Raw genomic sequence first — 14,279 nt, 5'->3', positions numbered from 1 at the left:
CCCCGGCCCCCCCCCCCCCCCCCCCCACCCACCCCCCCCCCCCCCCCCCCACCACCACCCCCCCCCCCCCCCCCCCCCCCCCCCCCCCGGGGGGGGGGGGCGCCCCCCCCCCCCCCCCCCCACCCCCGTTTCGCTTCTACCGGCGGTGGTCAGAGGTGGGCGAGGAGGGGGCGGAGAGCGGCCACGATGGGGACGTCCGCAGGAAGCCAGTCGACCGTGTCGAGCTCGTCGGCCGAGAGCCACCGCATCTCGGCGTGCTCCAGTGCCCGGGGCTGGTCGTCGCCGAGGAGCCGGGCCGCGTACACCCTGAGCACGGAACGGCCGTGTGCCATCCCGACGTCCTGCCCGACCCGGTCGCCGACCTCGACGCGTACGGCGAGTTCCTCGGCGCACTCGCGGACCAGGGCGGCGGTCTCGCTCTCTCCGGGCTCGACCTTGCCGCCGGGGAACTCCCAGCGGCCGGCAACCTCCGGCGGGGCGGACCGTGCACAGGCCAGCACCCGCCCGTCGGCGACGATGGCCGCGCCGACGACCACCTTCACGTCCCGGCGTCCGGCCTGCCTGTCACCACTAATCCGTTCGGTCCGCACGGCTGACCAGCGTGCCAGATCAATCGGCGGTTTGGGTACCGTCGGCAACCGCTAGGCCAGCAAGAGAGGGAAATGTGGGCGTGGACACACCCCCTGCCTGACGACAGACTAGGAAAACCAACGGGACACAGGACGGCGACGATTTGGCCACGAGCCGGCAACGACGCCTGGGAGGTGCGGTAATGCGCGCGCTGTTCCGCAGCCGAACCAAGCGCGACTACCTCAGCGACGCTCTCGCCCTGCTCTCCGGGTGGACCCGTGAGGGGGAGCAGATCCGGCGCACGCTCCTGATCGACGAATCCCAGCACGCGGCGCTGACCGAACGCGTCAAGGTCGTCGCGGACGCCCTGCACCTGCGTCCCGAGATCAGCCGCTCGGCCGACCGCACCCTGATCCGGGTCGGGCACGGCGACGACGAGCCGCTCAGCGAGGGCGAGGTCCTGCTGGCCGCGCGGATCGAGGACGCGTACCGCGCCGTCACCGGTTCCTGAGCGCCCTCTCCAGAACCCCGGAGGCCCGTCAGGCGGGCGGCTTGGTCGATGTGACGTTGCGGAACCGCTCGTGCGCCGACTGTCGGCTGATGCCGAGCGCGTTGCCGATCTCGGCCCAGGAGAGCCCGGCCTCCCGGGCCGCCACCACGGCGCGTTCGATCAGCGGCCGTTGCCAGCGTTCCACCTCGGCGAGGATGCCGAGCGCCTGCAACGGCCAGGTAGTGGCCAGTTCGGCGACGTTGTCCCGGAGGATGTCGGAGCGGCCCAGCAGCCAACCGGGCGGAGTGGCGGCCAGGATCGGCCCGATGTGACCGGCCCATTCGGAGGTGGCCATCCAGCGCCCCTCTTCGGCGGCCGGATAGTCGCTGGCGCCGACCCAACCGCAACTGCACCGGGCCCGGTAGCCGACGGGGTTGGCCGGCGCGTCGGCGTCGGTGCTCAGCGTCCCGTCCGGCAACCGGAACCCGATGAGGTTCGCGTGCCCTGGAACCATGTCCTCCGCCATCCCGCAAGCATAGGTCCGTCAGGACTTCCTGACGAGATATGTCAGGATACCCTGACGACAATGCTCGGGCTGGCTGTCGTCCAGGCCCGGCACTGCGAGAGGAGAGCGCATGTCCGTGGTCAGCGGCACCGTGGCCGAGGGTTACGAGCCGGTCCGGGAGGCGTTCCAGGCGAACTTCGCAACGCGGTCCGAGATCGGCGCGGCCGTCAGCATCTACCGGCACGGTCGGGAGGTGGTTCGGCTCTGGGGCGGCATCGCCGACCCGGACACCGGCCGCCCCTGGCGGGAGGAGACCCTCCAGGTGGTCTACTCGACCACCAAGAGCGTGCCCGCCGCCTGCGCACACCTGCTGGCCCAGCGCGGGCAGCTCGACCTGGACGCGCCCGTCGCCGAGTACTGGCCGGAGTTCGCGGCGGCCGGCAAGGGCAACATCCCGGTCCGCTGGCTCCTGTCCCACCAGGCGGGGTTGCCGGTACTCGACCGTCCGATTCCGCTGGCAGAGGCGCTGACCTGGGAGCCGGTCGTCGCCGCGCTGGCCGCCCAAGCACCCGCCTGGCAGCCGGGCACGGCACACGGCTATCACGGGCTCACCTTCGGCTGGCTGGTCGGCGAGGTGGTACGTCGCGTCTCCGGCCGTAGCCTCGGCACGTACTTCGCCGACGAGATCGCCGAACCACTCGGCCTCGACTTCTGGATCGGTCTGCCCGCCGCCGAGGCACACCGCGTCAGCCGGCTCGTCGAGCAGCCGGTCGCCCCGTCCACCTCCACCCAGGAGCTGCCGGAGGCGCTGCGGGAAGCGCTCGCCGCGTACACCGATCCGACGTCGTTGGTGGTCCGGTCGACGATGGTGACCGACCCGCCGCTCGACCTCACCCACCCACGGACCTGGGCGGCGGAGATCCCTGCGGTCAACGGCATCTGCACCGCCTCGTCGCTGGCCCGCTTCTACGCGGGCCTGATCGGCGAGGTCGACGGCATCCGGATCCTCGACGCGACCACCCTCGCCGCCGCCACCCGCGAACAGGCCAGCGGAACCGACCGGGTCCTGATGGTGCCGACCCGGCCGGCGCTCGGCTTCGGCCTGCCGCTGCCGGAACAGCCCTGGTGGTCGCCCACCGCCTTCGGCTTTGCCGGCTATGGCGGCTCGCTCGGCTATGCCGATCCGGCCAGCGGCGTGGCCTTCGGGTACGTGATGAACGGCCTCCGCGTCTCGATGGACCCGGATCCCCGCACGAGCAGCCTGATCGAGGCAGTCCGGACGGTCGTGTCCCGCCGATCGGCCTAGCGGTCGGAGAGATTGCCGAGCGACAAGTGTTTGTCTCGAACAACCCACGGGTACCTAAAGCAGCACGGGCCGGACAAGGCGCTTAAAGAGAGCAAAAGCCAATAAGGCACTAAAAAGAACACCAGGAGCTGATCATGACCACCCCTGCTGGCGTCACGAACCGCATGACCGACCGCATCGACCGCAACGGGCACCATGTCGACCACGACGGGCACTCCGGCCACCACCTCGGCCAGCCCGGTCACCTGGACCGCGACGTGCGGCACGTCCACCGCGGCGACGAGACCAAGCCGTCGTGGAAGACCACCGAGCTGGCCGTCTACGTGCTCTCGGTCGTCGGCGTGCTGATCGCCTCGGCGGCGGTGGGTGACTCCGGCGGCAGCGCCGGCGACATCTTCGCCGCCGACAAGGCCTGGTGGTACATCACCCTGCTGACCATCGGTTACATGATCAGCCGTGGGCTGGCCAAGGCCGGCAGCCACACCCGGGACAACGACCCGCGTACCAGCCGCTGACCCCCCCGGCGGCGAAGGGGCCCCGTCGGTCGACCACACCTCCCCCGTGGTCGACCGGCGGGGCCCTTGCCCGCCCTCCGGCACCTCGACGAGCGCCGGCGTCCATACTCGTCGGATGCGTGTGCTGCACGTCGTCGTACCACTGCTGTTCGTGGTGTTGGCCGCTTTCGCCCTGGTGGCAGCCGTCCGGGGCAGGTTCTCCATCCTCCACGACATGTCCCGCCCGTACTTCTGGCTGCTGGTCGTGCAGTGGCTGCTCCTGGCCGGCGACGCCGCGCTCGGCGAGAACCGGCCGGCGTTCGAGCGCGCCTGGAAGGGCGCGATCGCGGTCCTGTTGGCCGCGAGCTTCGGCATCGGCCTGTGGCGTCGTCGCCGCGCCCAAGCGGCCTCGCCCTCGCCAACCGACGCCTGAGCGGCGGGGCAGGCTGGCATACCCCACCTACCGTGGGAATCATGGCGAACGCGACGTACGACCGGAAAGAGCAGTACAACCAGATCTCCAGCGGCCTGCTCCAGGGCGAGCAGATCATCGCCGTCTACGACGCCATCGGCACCGGCACCGGCTTCATCGGCCTCACCGACCGGCGCGTGATCATCCAGGACCAGTCCTTCATCGGCAAGAAGTTCGCGATCACCAGCATCCCGTACTCGAAGATCACCAGCGTCAGCGTGGTCAGCAACAAGTCGTGGGGTGGGCAGTTCTTCTCCACCGGGGCGATCGCGATCCACGTCGGCACGCACACGTACGAGGTCGAGTTCCGTGGCTCGGACAAGGCCCACCACGTGCACAACGTGATCCTGCACTACATCTCCTGACCCCGAGCAAGATCAGGTCTCGCCGCCCGCTGGAATACTGGATCACATGCGGCGACGGCTGGCGATGATGATCGGGACATGGCGCACGGCGGTCCGGGCCGTACCGCGCTGGCTGCGCCTTGCCGTCGGCCTGGGGGTCGTCGGCGCGGTGCTGCTGACCGCCGGCACGGTGGCCAGCGTCAACTGGATCCGGCGGGGCGCGGACGGGCATCTCTTCACCGCGGCGACCGTGCCGGAGGCGCCGGTCGCCCTGGTGCTCGGCACCAAGGTCCAGCCGGACGGCGAGCCGTCGCCGTTCCTCGCCGCCCGTCTGGAGATCGCCCGGCAGCTCTACGCCTCCGGCAAGGTCGGCGCGATCCTGGTCTCCGGCGACAACATCCGCCCCGAGTACGACGAGCCGACCGCGATGCGACGCTGGCTGGTCGAGCGCGGCGTGCCAGCCCACAAGGTGGTGCGCGACTACGCCGGCCTGGACACCTACGACTCGTGCGCCCGCGCCAAGCGGATCTTCGGCGTGGACCGGGCGACCCTGGTGACCCAGTCCTTCCACCTGCCGCGTGCGGTGACGGTGTGTCGACGGCTCGGTGTCGACGCCAACGGGGTCGGTGACGAGACCGCCCGCGCGTACGAGCGGACCTGGCGGATCAGCTCCAGCCGCGAGCACGGTGCCGCCGTGAAGGCCGCGCTGGACGTCCTCTCCGGCCGCGACCCGGCCCACCTCGGCCGCCGCGAGACCGGCGTTGACGACGCCCTGCTCGCCGGCTGAGGACCGACCGCCGGTTTGTCGGGACGGCCGGCCCACCGGTCGGCCGCCGCAGGCGAAACAGGAGGGTGCAGGCCGACAGCCCGCGGGGCGACAGGAAGGCGCAGTGCGTCCTTTAGAGCTGCCCGCACAGACGGGGCAGCGCCGCCGGCCGGGCTTACCGGAGCAGCCGGCGCGTGCAGAGGCCGTCGTGGCCGGCCCGGAGCAGGCAGCGCTGCCCGCCGGGCAGCCGGGTGTCGCAGAAGACCCGGTGGTGCACGCCCTGCTCGTCCTCGTACGACACGGTGGCCTCGCCTGGGTCGGTGCAGGGCAGAATGCTCGCCCACCGGGCCACCACCCGGGCCAGACGCACCGCGCCGGTCAGGTCGCCGGCCACCACCGGCAGGTGGATCACGAACCGCTCCCGGCCGCGCGTCACCGGTACGCCCGCTCGTTGACCCGGGGCGCGTACTCCGACTGCCAGCGCCGCAGCGCCTCCTTGATCCGGCTGGTCTCCTCGCGGCTCTGGTTCAGTTCGTCGTACAGTCCGGCCAGGTCGTCGGCGACCCGGTCGAGGAACTCGCGCACGTCCGCCGGGTCCAGCCCACGCCGGAACAGCCCGACGCTGCGGAACCGTCGCCGCCGCACCTGCCAGGACCGCAGCGGCGCGTACGACCGGGACCGGTAGACACCCGGCTCCGCCGGACGTGCCGCTCCCCGGTCCCCGCCGCCCGGCCGGTGGCTGCCGCCGTTCGGCCGCCGTTCGTCGCCGGCCAGTCGGGAGAAGAACCGCATGCCCGCTCCGCCTTTCTGTCGCTCTCCGTCACGAGGTGTGGAAGGGGCGGCCCACCCGCCCGCCGCGCACGGGCGGACCACCCCGCCCTGCCGCCGCAGCTCCCATCAGCAGTACGACACCAGGGCTGCCTTCGACATGACGCTGTGCAGGCGGCGACTGGTCGCTTTGCCATTGCCGCCTGAGTGCCAGTACCCCGAGCGTAAACTTGTTGCCACATGGCCGCAAGTAGGCCGATAGCCATAAGGCCACATTCGGTGTGGGGCACGAGGCGATAAGGCTGTGTGCCATGACCATCAATCCCCGCTCACACACGCCGGTCTACGTGCAGCTCGCCGAGCTGGTACGAGCGCGGATCGAGGCCGGCGAGCTGCCTCCCGGGTCGCCCCTGCCCAGCGAAAGCCACCTCGGCCAGGAGTACGGCATCGGCCGGGACGCCGTCCGCATGGCCATCGCTCTGCTGCGCTCCGAGGGAGTCGTCAGCACCAGCAAGGGCCACGGATCGTGGATCCGTGAACAGCCCGAGCGCGCAAAGGTCGAACTGGCCCCGGGCAGCGCAGCAACTGTCCGGATGCCGTCCAGCCGGGAGCGCCGCGAGATGGACCTGGATGAGGGCGTACCCGTGATCGAGATCCGGAGCCCGGAGGGCGACGTCAAGGTGCTGCCCGGCGACCAGACCGAATTGGTCCGTCCCTGACCCGCCCGCAGACCACGCCCCGCACTTGGTCGCTACCCAGAGGGATCCAGCCGCCGACGAGATCCTGCGGATAGCCACGGCAAGGCGGCGGGGGCGACCGAACAACGCGGGAAGGTGCGGGGCACCCCCGCATACGCCCGGAACAGGCCGACATGCCGCGCAGCCTCCAACGTAGCCCCGGATCACCCCCACGTGCGCGGGGAGCAGTGGATGCGGAGCCGCTGGATCTCGTCGCGGTCGGGATCGCCCCCGCGTGCGCGGGAAGCAGTGGGCAACCAACCCGCGCGACCCGTGGCTGACGGAATCACCCCGGCGTGCGCGGGGAGCAGCGAGGGGGACTCGAAGGTCTGCCCGGCCTGACGGGATCACCCCCGCGTGGGCGGGGAGCAGGACCGGAACGTCGTCGTCTCCGACCTGGTCGTGGGATCACCCCCGCGTGCGCGAGGAGCAGGCGCCAGCACATCGGGCACGGGCCGATCTCCTGGGATCACCCCGCGTGCGCGGGGAGCAGGGCCGCTGCTCAACAAGTCGGCCAGCACCCCGGGATCACCCCCCGCGTGCGCGGGGAGCAGGACCTGGTCAGCCGTGGCGAGGCCGACGGCGCGGGATCACCCCCGCGTGCGCGGGGAGCAGAGGTCCTTCGTCGGGATCGCACGCTCGTAGTGGGGATCACCCCCGCGTGCGCGGGGAGCAGAGTGGCAGTCGATGTAGGCCCCCGGTTTCGCCAGGATCACCCCCGCGTGCGCGGGAAGCAGACCCCCGCGCGAACCGCCAGCATCGTGCAGGAGGGATCACCCCCGCATGCGCGGGAAGCAGACGAAGTACCAGCGCATCCAGGGCGGCATGGTGGATCACCCCCGCGTGCGCGGGAAGCAGGCGGTGGCCTCGGTGTCCTTGACGGTCTTCTCGGGATCACCCCCGCGTGCGCGGGAAGCAGACCAGGACGATCCCGTTGTTGACCGTGCGCAGCGGATCACCCCCGCGTGCGCGGGAAGCAGCTCGCCGAGCACATCCGTGCCGAGGGTGGGCAGGGATCACCCCCGCGTGCGCGGGAAGCAGGCAGATGCACGACGCCGGCACGCCGTGGATGTCGGATCACCCCCGCGTGCGCGGGAAGCAGCACACGTCGGGTCTGCACACCGATGCCTTCGGGGGATCACCCCCGCGTGCGCGGGAAGCAGGGCGGCGAACCGGCGCAGCTTCTCCCGGGCGGCGGATCACCCCCGCGTGCGCGGGAAGCAGCGGGTGCCGCCCTGCGCGGCACGCAGCGCGGCGGGATCACCCCCGCGTGCGCGGGAAGCAGCACTCCGTGTTCGTGTACGGGCGGCTGGTCTGGGGATCACCCCCGCGTGCGCGGGAAGCAGTCGCGGGTCTCCTCCTCCGCCCGGGAGGCGGAGGGATCACCCCCGCGTGCGCGGGAAGCAGAACGGTTGTCATCAGGGGCAGTCATGATGGGGGGATCACCCCCGCGTGCGCGGGAAGCAGTACGCGGCCAGCCTCGACGCCCGACCGGCCGTCGGATCACCCCCGCGTGCGCGGGAAGCAGCGAACGGCTCCAAGGTCAGCGTGCCGGCCTTGATGGATCACCCCCGCGTGCGCGGGAAGCAGGCTTTCTGAACTGCGACGCTGAAGATCAACTCTCGATTTTTTGTTCACTTTGCTTTCGAAGCAGCTTCTGCTGGCTTAGCCGGTCCGGCTGCCTTCCGGCCGAACCAGCGCCGCTTGGACGCGTTGCTCCAGCCCGAGGCAGAGCAGGATTGTAGAACTTCCGCTCGGATGCCGCCGGCCCGTGAGCGACGCGAAATGGACCTGAATGAAGGCGTACTGGCATTGGGAATCCGGCGGAGCCCTGACGGCGACGTCAAGGTTCTTGCCCGGCGACCAGATCGAACTGATCCGCCCCTGACCCACCCTCCTCAGACCGCCGCCCCAGACCTGGTCGCTACGCAAAGAGAGCCTGGGCCACGCCGTCGACAAGGCCCTGCGGTTGGCTCTGGGTAAGGTGACGGGATGTCGACCGAACGGCGTCAGGAGTTGCGGGGCAAGTACCTGAAGCTCGGAACGGGAGAGCTTGCCGCCGCAATCTCGTTCATCGTGGTCGCCATCGCCCTCGTGATGCCCCGCCTCGCCGGACCTGACGAATCCTTGGCTCTGTTGTCGGCACTGGTTCCGCTGCTCGCCATCCTGGTGCAGGCAGGGGTCTACTGGCTGGCAGCCCGCTCCTGGGTCGGGCGGGCACCGATGCCGGCCACCGTCGCTGTTGTCTACCGGGTGTTCCGGACCACCAACCCCGTTCTCCTAGCTGTCGGTCTGGCCGGGATCCTGGTGTGGTGGCCCGAGCGCCTCGGCACCGCCCTGCTGGTGGTGGCGGTGTGGCTCTTCGGGGCGGTCGAATACCTCAACTACTTTCTCGTCCGCCTCGCCTACCCCCTGGGTCGGTGGTTCACCACCGTGGGCCAGTGGCGCACCCCTCAGTTGGTGCAGGACCTGCACTCGTCGGCACCAACTGAGGCGCTGCGGAGTCAGCCCGACCAGCACTAACTGGCACGAGGACGGTACGAGAGCGACACGTTTAACGCTTCGGGCACGCCGAAACCGTTAAGCAGGCTGAGGTCCCGGACCTTGGCGATTCTTTGATCAGGGTTACCCCGTCTGCGCGGGGAGAGCAGGCCGACGTCGGTTGTCCGGCCCGACCGGGTCGGTGGGCCACCCCCGCGTGCGCGGGGAGCAGGCGCCGGACCTGCTCGGTCACCAGGCCCGTCACGGGATCACCCCCGCGTGCGCGGGGAGCAGTGGTGAGTGGTCGACGTTCACCGTGATGTGGTCGGGATCGCCCCCGGGTGCGCGGGGAGCAGCAGGTGCGGGTGGTGATGACCGAGCACGGCGAGGGATCACCCCCGCGTGCGCGGGGAGCAGGACCCGCAGCGCTGGGTGCTCCCGTGCCGCTCCGGATCACCCCCGCGTGCGCGGGGAGCAGACGCTCACGCTGTACGTGATCTCGATGGCGTCGGGATCACCCCCGCGTGCGCGGGGAGCAGAGCGACAGGAACGCGGCGGCCAAGAGCCGGGTGGGATCACCCCCGCGTGCGCGGGGAGCAGGTGATCGCTGCCGGGGCGGGGGTGCCGTTGATGGGATCACCCCCGCGTGCGCGGGGAGCAGGGGAGAGGAACCCCGACCATGAGCAAGCCCACCGGATCACCCCCGCGTGCGCGGGGAGCAGATGTAGGCGTAGTGGAAAGCGGGGTGGGCGCAGGGATCACCCCCGCGTGCGCGGGGAGCAGGTGTCGCTTCTCGATCAGTCCTTCGGTGGCGAGGGATCACCCCCGCGTGCGCGGGGAGCAGCGGCGGTGAGCTTGCGGTAGCGGGTGCCCTCGGGGATCACCCCCGCGTGCGCGGGGAGCAGTTCCCGCTGCCGGGCTGACCGCCGAACAGAAAGGGATCACCCCCGCGTGCGCGGGGAGCAGATGAGCGTGTCCTGGCCGCCCTGGGCGGCGCTCGGATCACCCCCGCGTGCGCGGGGAGCAGAAGCGGGGTGACCTGTGATGGGCATGCACAGCGGGATCACCCCCGCGTGCGCGGGGAGCAGTCCCCAGCCCGACGGCCAGGACGATGCGCCGGGGGATCACCCCCGCGTGCGCGGGGAGCAGTAGCGCTCGGCCCGGTGCTCGGCCTGGTCGCGCGGATCACCCCCGCGTGCGCGGGGAGCAGGACCTGCACGAGCCCGTTGACGGGCTGTTCGGGGGATCACCCCCGCGTGCGCGGGGAGCAGCCTTCTTCAGGTGATCGCCGATCGCCCTGCTACGGATCACCCCCGCGTGCGCGGGGAGCAGGACTCCGGGTTGCCGGTCGTCCGGCCCACCGATGGATCACCCCCGCGTGCGCGGGGAGCAGGAACTTGCCGGCCGCGCCGAGGAATGCCACCTGGGATCACCCCCGCGTGCGCGGGGAGCAGGCTTCCTGACCTGCGGCGCTGAAGATCAACTGTCGGGCTTTTGTTCACTTTGCTTTCGAGCGGCCGCTGCCGGGCCGGCTGCCTTTCGGCCGAACCGGCGTCGCTTGGACGCGTTGCTCCAGCCTCGCGGCAGAGCCGGGTTGTAGAGCTTGCGCTCGGTGGGTCGACGGATCAGCGTGACACCGTCGAGGTCCACTGGCTGCCAGTGGTGGTCGTGCACGGTGAACGAGAGTCGTTGTTCACCGGAATCCTGGTGGACGAGCAACGCCCGGCCCGGACCGGCCATCTCGATCACCTTGGCCCAGAGTCGGTGCCGGATCCGGCTGTTGACGTGTCCGACGTACACCCCTGCGGAGATCTCCAGCAGCCACTGCGTCAGGTGTCCGCGAAGTCCCTCGGGACATGCCGTGAGGATGATGACCGTCATCAGAAGTCCACCTCGCTGCCGTAGTTCCGCCCGGCGACCAGGTCCGGTCCGTCGGCGTCCCAGAGGCGGACGGTGCTGTCGGTCGCCTCCCCGTCAGTCCACTCGTCGTCGATCGGGCCGGAGCAGGCGGGTCGGAGCAACAGGTTCCGGATGTCCCGGACGCAACGGTCCAGCAGCGCGCCGTCGGTCACCCGGTCCCGGACGGCGCGGCGGGTGTCCGCGCCGAGGTCGGTCGAGCCGCTGGCGGCGATGTCGAAGGCGACCGGAATGGTGATCTCGGCCTTGTAGAGGTCGGCGATGTCGTACACGAAGGATCGCTCGTGCCCGGTGTGCACGAACCCGAGCGCCGGTGAGGCGCCGATGGCGACGATGACGGCGTGCACGATGCCGTACAGGCAGGCGTGCGCTGCGGACAGTGCCTGGTTGACCGGGTCGCCGCTGCCGAAGTCGTCCGGGTTGTAGTCCCGGTTGGTCCAGACGATGCCGGTGCGTGCGGCGTGCTCCCGGTAGCAGCGGCGGACCCGCGCGCCTTCCTTGCCGCGTAACTGCTGCATGGTCAGGTTGTGGGTGCCCTCGTCGGGGAAGCGCATCCGGTACATCGCGCGCGCCACGTCGAGTCGTCGGTCACGGTGCGACACGGCGGCGGCCTGGGCGACGATCAGCCGGCTCGACCGGGCGAGGGAACGGCCGTGCGCGTAGTAGCGGACGCCCTGCTCCCCCACCCACACCGCCGTGGCGCCGTTGTCGGCGAGCAGCATCATCGCCTGCTGGGTGATGCTGGTGCCGGGACCGAGCATGAGGACGCCGAGGGTGGCCCCCGGAATGTGGACCACACCCTTCTCGTCGGTGGCGGTGATCGCGTTGCTGTCCCGGTGGATGACGCAGCGTTCGAGGTAGACAAAGCTGAGCCGGTCCTGTGCCCGGTTGAGTTCCGCCAGTTCGGCCGGGGGAACACCGGGGACCTTCACGCGACGGCCTGCGCGGGGGCGAGGGTCAGCAGACCGCAGCCGTACGCCTTGCCGTGCCCGATGCCGCCGGTCATGGCCCGGCGGAGGGCGTCCGCGTCGGTGACCTGGAGGATGCCGTCGTACGTCGCCATGGTGAGGGTGACGTTGCCCATACCGCGCCGGAAGGTCTGCGTCTGGCGACCGTGCAGCCGCACGTTGGGCCGACCGTCCTGCTGGGTCGCCAGGGCGAAGCCGTGGCGAGCGGCGCGACTGGTGAGCCATTCGACCTGCTCGTGTTCCCGCAGGCGGCCGAAGCGCTGCGTCTCCTTGGCGTCGGCGGTCTTCCGCCCGCTGTGGGCGGGGTTGGCGGTCAGCCGGAACGCCCAGCGCTCGCCGGGCCGCAGCGAGCCGAGCAACCCGTCGTAGTCCCGGCTCACCCAGGATTCGGTGGTGGGCCACCCGGCCTGCTCGACGAGGTGGGTGAGGTCGGGTCGGCCAGGGCTGACGACGTACAGGTAGACGGTCGCGGTGCCCACGGTGTCGAGACGCCACAGCGTACGCGTGTCGGCGGTCGCGTAGTCCTCGGCGGCGGCGAAGGCCGCGCGGACGGCGGCGTGCATGGTCTGCGGCGAGGAGAGCAGCTTCCGCGCGTTCCGCCGGGCCGGGTTGATCTGGAACCGGGTGAGGAACATGCTCAGCCTCCCAGCAGACTCAGCGGGTCGTGTTCGGCGACGGCGGCCCGCTCCGCGAGGTCGTTGGTGACGTCGACGTGCCGCCGCAGCACGGACCGCCAGGTGTGTTGCCGATGCGCCGGGTCGAAGCAGATCGGCTCGTCGGGCAGCGTTTCGGTGATCGGCTCGCCCGGCCGGGCGTCCCGGATGATCTCCAGCCGGACGGTGCGGGCCGCCTTGCGGCGGTGCCAGTCGGCGGCCAGCCACGGCCAGGTGGTCAGCACCTCGTCCAGGGTCTCCTCGTGCACGCCCAGGCTGACCGGTCCGACCGGTGGGCACGACCGCCGGCCGAGGTAGAGGGGGAACTGCGGCCGGTCCAGCGCCGCCGCCAGCCCGTGCAACAGCTCCTGTTCACCGCTGACGGCGGCGAGGAAGACCGCGTCGGAGAGGTAGAAGCGGTAGGTCAGCGGTGCGCTGTGCCGACCGTCGAGACTGCGGGCGGTCTGGAAGTCCCGCAGGATCTGCCCCGGCTGGTCCAGCCGTACTCCGAACTCCAGGCCGAGCAGGTCGGTGAGCGGCTCGGTGCGTCGCATGCCCCTGGCGGCGGCGAGCAGACCGATGACGCCGCTCTTGGTCGGTGCGATCTCGGTGCCCCGGCGGGCGAAGCGGCTGGACGAACCCCACGACTGGAGTGGACCGGCCAGCCTGAGCAGCAGCACACTCATGCCGGCTGTCCGAGCGCCGTGGCGACCTGCTCCCCCACCGCGGTGACCAGCTCGCTGAAGCCGACCGCCTTGCCGAGGTCGGCCAGCACCGCGGTCTTTCCGTCGACGTGGGTGACCCAGCTGGCGAGCGGCCGTTCCCCGTAGGCGTTCTCGACCGCCACGGTGTACTTCGCCAGGGCTTCCGCGGCCTGTTCGATCCGTCCGGTGGCGTGCGTCTCGTGGACGGGCGTCTCGAAGGCCCCGACCAGGTTGATCGGCTGGGTATCCCGCATCCGCACCAGGACGGCGTCGGGCAGCGTCCGGTGGGCGAAGGTGTTCTGCTTGCCGGTCGGCATGCTGCGGGCGAACGCGGTCAGGAAGGCCTCGACGGCGGCCCGGGTGGCGGTCGCGTCGCCGAGGGTGCGGTGCAGCGCGTCCACGTCGACGGTGGCGTACCGGTACAGCGTGGACGAGTTGAACTCGATGGTTCCGATCATGCCGGCACCGGTCTCGGCGGCGTCGGCCTTGCGGTCGTCGACGGCGGTGAAGTAGTCGAACTCGTTGTCGACGGCGTGGACGCTGATGGCGTGGGACACCTGGCAGGCGGCGTCGACGTTGATGTCCGCCATGTCGGCGACCATCCGCCCGAACATCGCGATGTCGACCGAGTGCTCGGAGTTGACCAGTTCCTTGAACCGGGCCTTGTTCAGGGGGGTTCCGCTGCGGAAGGCTTCCAGGGCGGCGACGGCCAGGTTGTCCACCTGCCGGTGGCTCAGGAACAGCAGGTAGTCGGACTCGACGTCCTTCGCCTCCGCCTTCTTCTTGCTGGGCTTGGCGAGACCGCCGGCCACGAAGGCGTCAGCGGCCAGGGTGGAGGCCGCCTCGTCGGACAGGCTCGGGTCGAGTTCCCTGATCCGCGCCGCGAGGGACTCGCCCACCCGCTTGGTGCGCTCGCCGAGCTGGGAACGGTCCAGCAGGCCGGCGAACGCCAGCCGGATCGCCCGCTTCCACGCCTGGCTGGACACCCGCGCCCGGCGTACGCCGCCGTAGACGGCGGTCTTCGGCGAGCCGGTGTCGTCGCGGTTGAGGTTGCTCGGCGGCACGGTGTGCAGCGCGTGGACGTCGATGACGGTGCGGCTCATG

At 71.0% G+C, this 14,279-nt stretch carries 17 protein-coding genes and 1 CRISPR repeat array; of the genes, 8 read left to right on the top strand and 9 right to left on the bottom strand.

Annotated features, from left to right (window positions below; genetic code table 11):
• Positions 1 to 149 precede the first annotated feature (149 nt).
• The gene (locus tag ACIBJE_RS15955) at positions 150 to 536 is read right to left on the bottom strand and encodes a (deoxy)nucleoside triphosphate pyrophosphohydrolase (RefSeq protein WP_396748706.1); all 387 of its coding nucleotides are present in this window, start codon (positions 534 to 536) and stop codon (positions 150 to 152) included.
• Between the two features lie 236 nt (positions 537 to 772).
• On the opposite strand from ACIBJE_RS15955, the gene ACIBJE_RS15950 reads away from it, so the two are divergent.
• Entirely contained in the window at positions 773 to 1,081 is a 309-nt protein-coding gene (locus tag ACIBJE_RS15950) for a pterin dehydratase (protein ID WP_396748664.1), read from the top strand.
• A 28-nt stretch (positions 1,082 to 1,109) separates the two neighbouring features.
• Here ACIBJE_RS15950 and ACIBJE_RS15945 read toward each other — a convergent pair whose 3' ends face one another.
• Positions 1,110 to 1,586 carry a hypothetical protein gene (locus ACIBJE_RS15945; RefSeq protein WP_396748662.1) on the bottom strand — a complete coding sequence of 159 codons (477 nt, stop codon included), beginning with the start codon at positions 1,584 to 1,586 and terminating at the stop codon, positions 1,110 to 1,112.
• A gap of 109 nt (positions 1,587 to 1,695) precedes the next feature.
• Between ACIBJE_RS15945 and ACIBJE_RS15940 the strand changes: the two genes are divergently transcribed.
• The 5 genes from ACIBJE_RS15940 (at position 1,696) to ACIBJE_RS15920 (ending at position 4,968) form a co-directional block, all read left to right on the top strand.
• Positions 1,696 to 2,871, top strand: coding sequence for a serine hydrolase domain-containing protein (locus ACIBJE_RS15940; RefSeq protein WP_396748660.1), 1,176 nt, complete (start codon positions 1,696 to 1,698; stop codon positions 2,869 to 2,871).
• Between the two features lie 134 nt (positions 2,872 to 3,005).
• Entirely contained in the window at positions 3,006 to 3,386 is a 381-nt protein-coding gene (locus tag ACIBJE_RS15935; RefSeq protein WP_396748658.1) for a hypothetical protein, read from the top strand.
• Positions 3,387 to 3,501: 115 nt separating this feature from the next.
• Positions 3,502 to 3,798, top strand: coding sequence for a hypothetical protein (locus tag ACIBJE_RS15930; RefSeq protein ID WP_396748656.1), 297 nt, complete (start codon positions 3,502 to 3,504; stop codon positions 3,796 to 3,798).
• Between the two features lie 41 nt (positions 3,799 to 3,839).
• Positions 3,840 to 4,202 (top strand): PH domain-containing protein, encoded by a 363-nt coding sequence (locus ACIBJE_RS15925; RefSeq protein WP_285789149.1) that lies wholly within the window; start codon positions 3,840 to 3,842, stop codon positions 4,200 to 4,202.
• Between the two features lie 46 nt (positions 4,203 to 4,248).
• Entirely contained in the window at positions 4,249 to 4,968 is a 720-nt protein-coding gene (locus ACIBJE_RS15920; protein WP_396748654.1) for a vancomycin high temperature exclusion protein, read from the top strand.
• A 154-nt stretch (positions 4,969 to 5,122) separates the two neighbouring features.
• Here the strand turns inward: ACIBJE_RS15920 and ACIBJE_RS15915 are convergent, their stop codons facing one another.
• Together ACIBJE_RS15915 and ACIBJE_RS15910 are read right to left on the bottom strand one after the other, a co-directional pair.
• On the bottom strand, positions 5,123 to 5,383 hold the full coding sequence (locus ACIBJE_RS15915) for a hypothetical protein (RefSeq protein ID WP_396748652.1): 261 nt from the start codon (positions 5,381 to 5,383) through the stop codon (positions 5,123 to 5,125).
• Positions 5,380 to 5,739: a DivIVA domain-containing protein gene (locus ACIBJE_RS15910; protein WP_396748650.1), complete on the bottom strand. Its 360-nt coding sequence runs from the start codon at positions 5,737 to 5,739 to the stop codon at positions 5,380 to 5,382. Before ACIBJE_RS15910 ends, ACIBJE_RS15915 begins: the two co-directional genes overlap by 4 nt.
• A 287-nt stretch (positions 5,740 to 6,026) precedes the next feature.
• On the opposite strand from ACIBJE_RS15910, the gene ACIBJE_RS15905 reads away from it, so the two are divergent.
• Positions 6,027 to 6,434, top strand: a complete 408-nt coding sequence (locus ACIBJE_RS15905) for a GntR family transcriptional regulator (protein ID WP_396748648.1) — start codon at positions 6,027 to 6,029, stop codon at positions 6,432 to 6,434.
• A gap of 2,010 nt (positions 6,435 to 8,444) precedes the next feature.
• The gene (locus tag ACIBJE_RS15900) at positions 8,445 to 8,975 is read left to right on the top strand and encodes a hypothetical protein (RefSeq protein ID WP_396748646.1); all 531 of its coding nucleotides are present in this window, start codon (positions 8,445 to 8,447) and stop codon (positions 8,973 to 8,975) included.
• Positions 8,976 to 9,073: 98 nt separating this feature from the next.
• Positions 9,074 to 10,387: a CRISPR direct-repeat array (repeat unit 28 nt; unit sequence GGATCACCCCCGCGTGCGCGGGGAGCAG).
• Positions 10,388 to 10,412: 25 nt separating this feature from the next.
• Here the strand turns inward: ACIBJE_RS15900 and cas2e are convergent.
• The 5 genes from cas2e to cas7e are packed head-to-tail and all read right to left on the bottom strand — an operon-like array spanning position 10,413 to position 14,278.
• Entirely contained in the window at positions 10,413 to 10,814 is a 402-nt protein-coding gene (gene cas2e / locus ACIBJE_RS15895) for a type I-E CRISPR-associated endoribonuclease Cas2e (protein ID WP_396748644.1), read from the bottom strand.
• Entirely contained in the window at positions 10,814 to 11,782 is a 969-nt protein-coding gene (cas1e, locus tag ACIBJE_RS15890; protein WP_396748642.1) for a type I-E CRISPR-associated endonuclease Cas1e, read from the bottom strand. The genes cas2e and cas1e overlap by 1 nt, the downstream gene beginning before the upstream one ends.
• A complete protein-coding gene (cas6e, locus tag ACIBJE_RS15885) occupies positions 11,779 to 12,453 on the bottom strand; it encodes a type I-E CRISPR-associated protein Cas6/Cse3/CasE (protein WP_396748640.1) in 675 nt (224 codons plus the stop codon). The genes cas1e and cas6e overlap by 4 nt, the downstream gene beginning before the upstream one ends.
• 2 nt (positions 12,454 to 12,455) lie before the next feature.
• Positions 12,456 to 13,157: a type I-E CRISPR-associated protein Cas5/CasD gene (gene cas5e, locus ACIBJE_RS15880; RefSeq protein WP_396748638.1), complete on the bottom strand. Its 702-nt coding sequence runs from the start codon at positions 13,155 to 13,157 to the stop codon at positions 12,456 to 12,458.
• Positions 13,154 to 14,278: a type I-E CRISPR-associated protein Cas7/Cse4/CasC gene (cas7e, locus tag ACIBJE_RS15875; protein WP_396748636.1), complete on the bottom strand. Its 1,125-nt coding sequence runs from the start codon at positions 14,276 to 14,278 to the stop codon at positions 13,154 to 13,156. Before cas7e ends, cas5e begins: the two co-directional genes overlap by 4 nt.
• Position 14,279 lies beyond the last annotated feature (1 nt).

This window comes from Micromonospora sp. NPDC050187, assembly GCF_044459745.1.
Classification (GTDB): Bacteria; Actinomycetota; Actinomycetes; order Mycobacteriales; family Micromonosporaceae; genus Micromonospora.
Note: the sequence above shows the minus strand (reverse complement) of the source record. Positions and strands in the feature narration are given on the sequence as shown.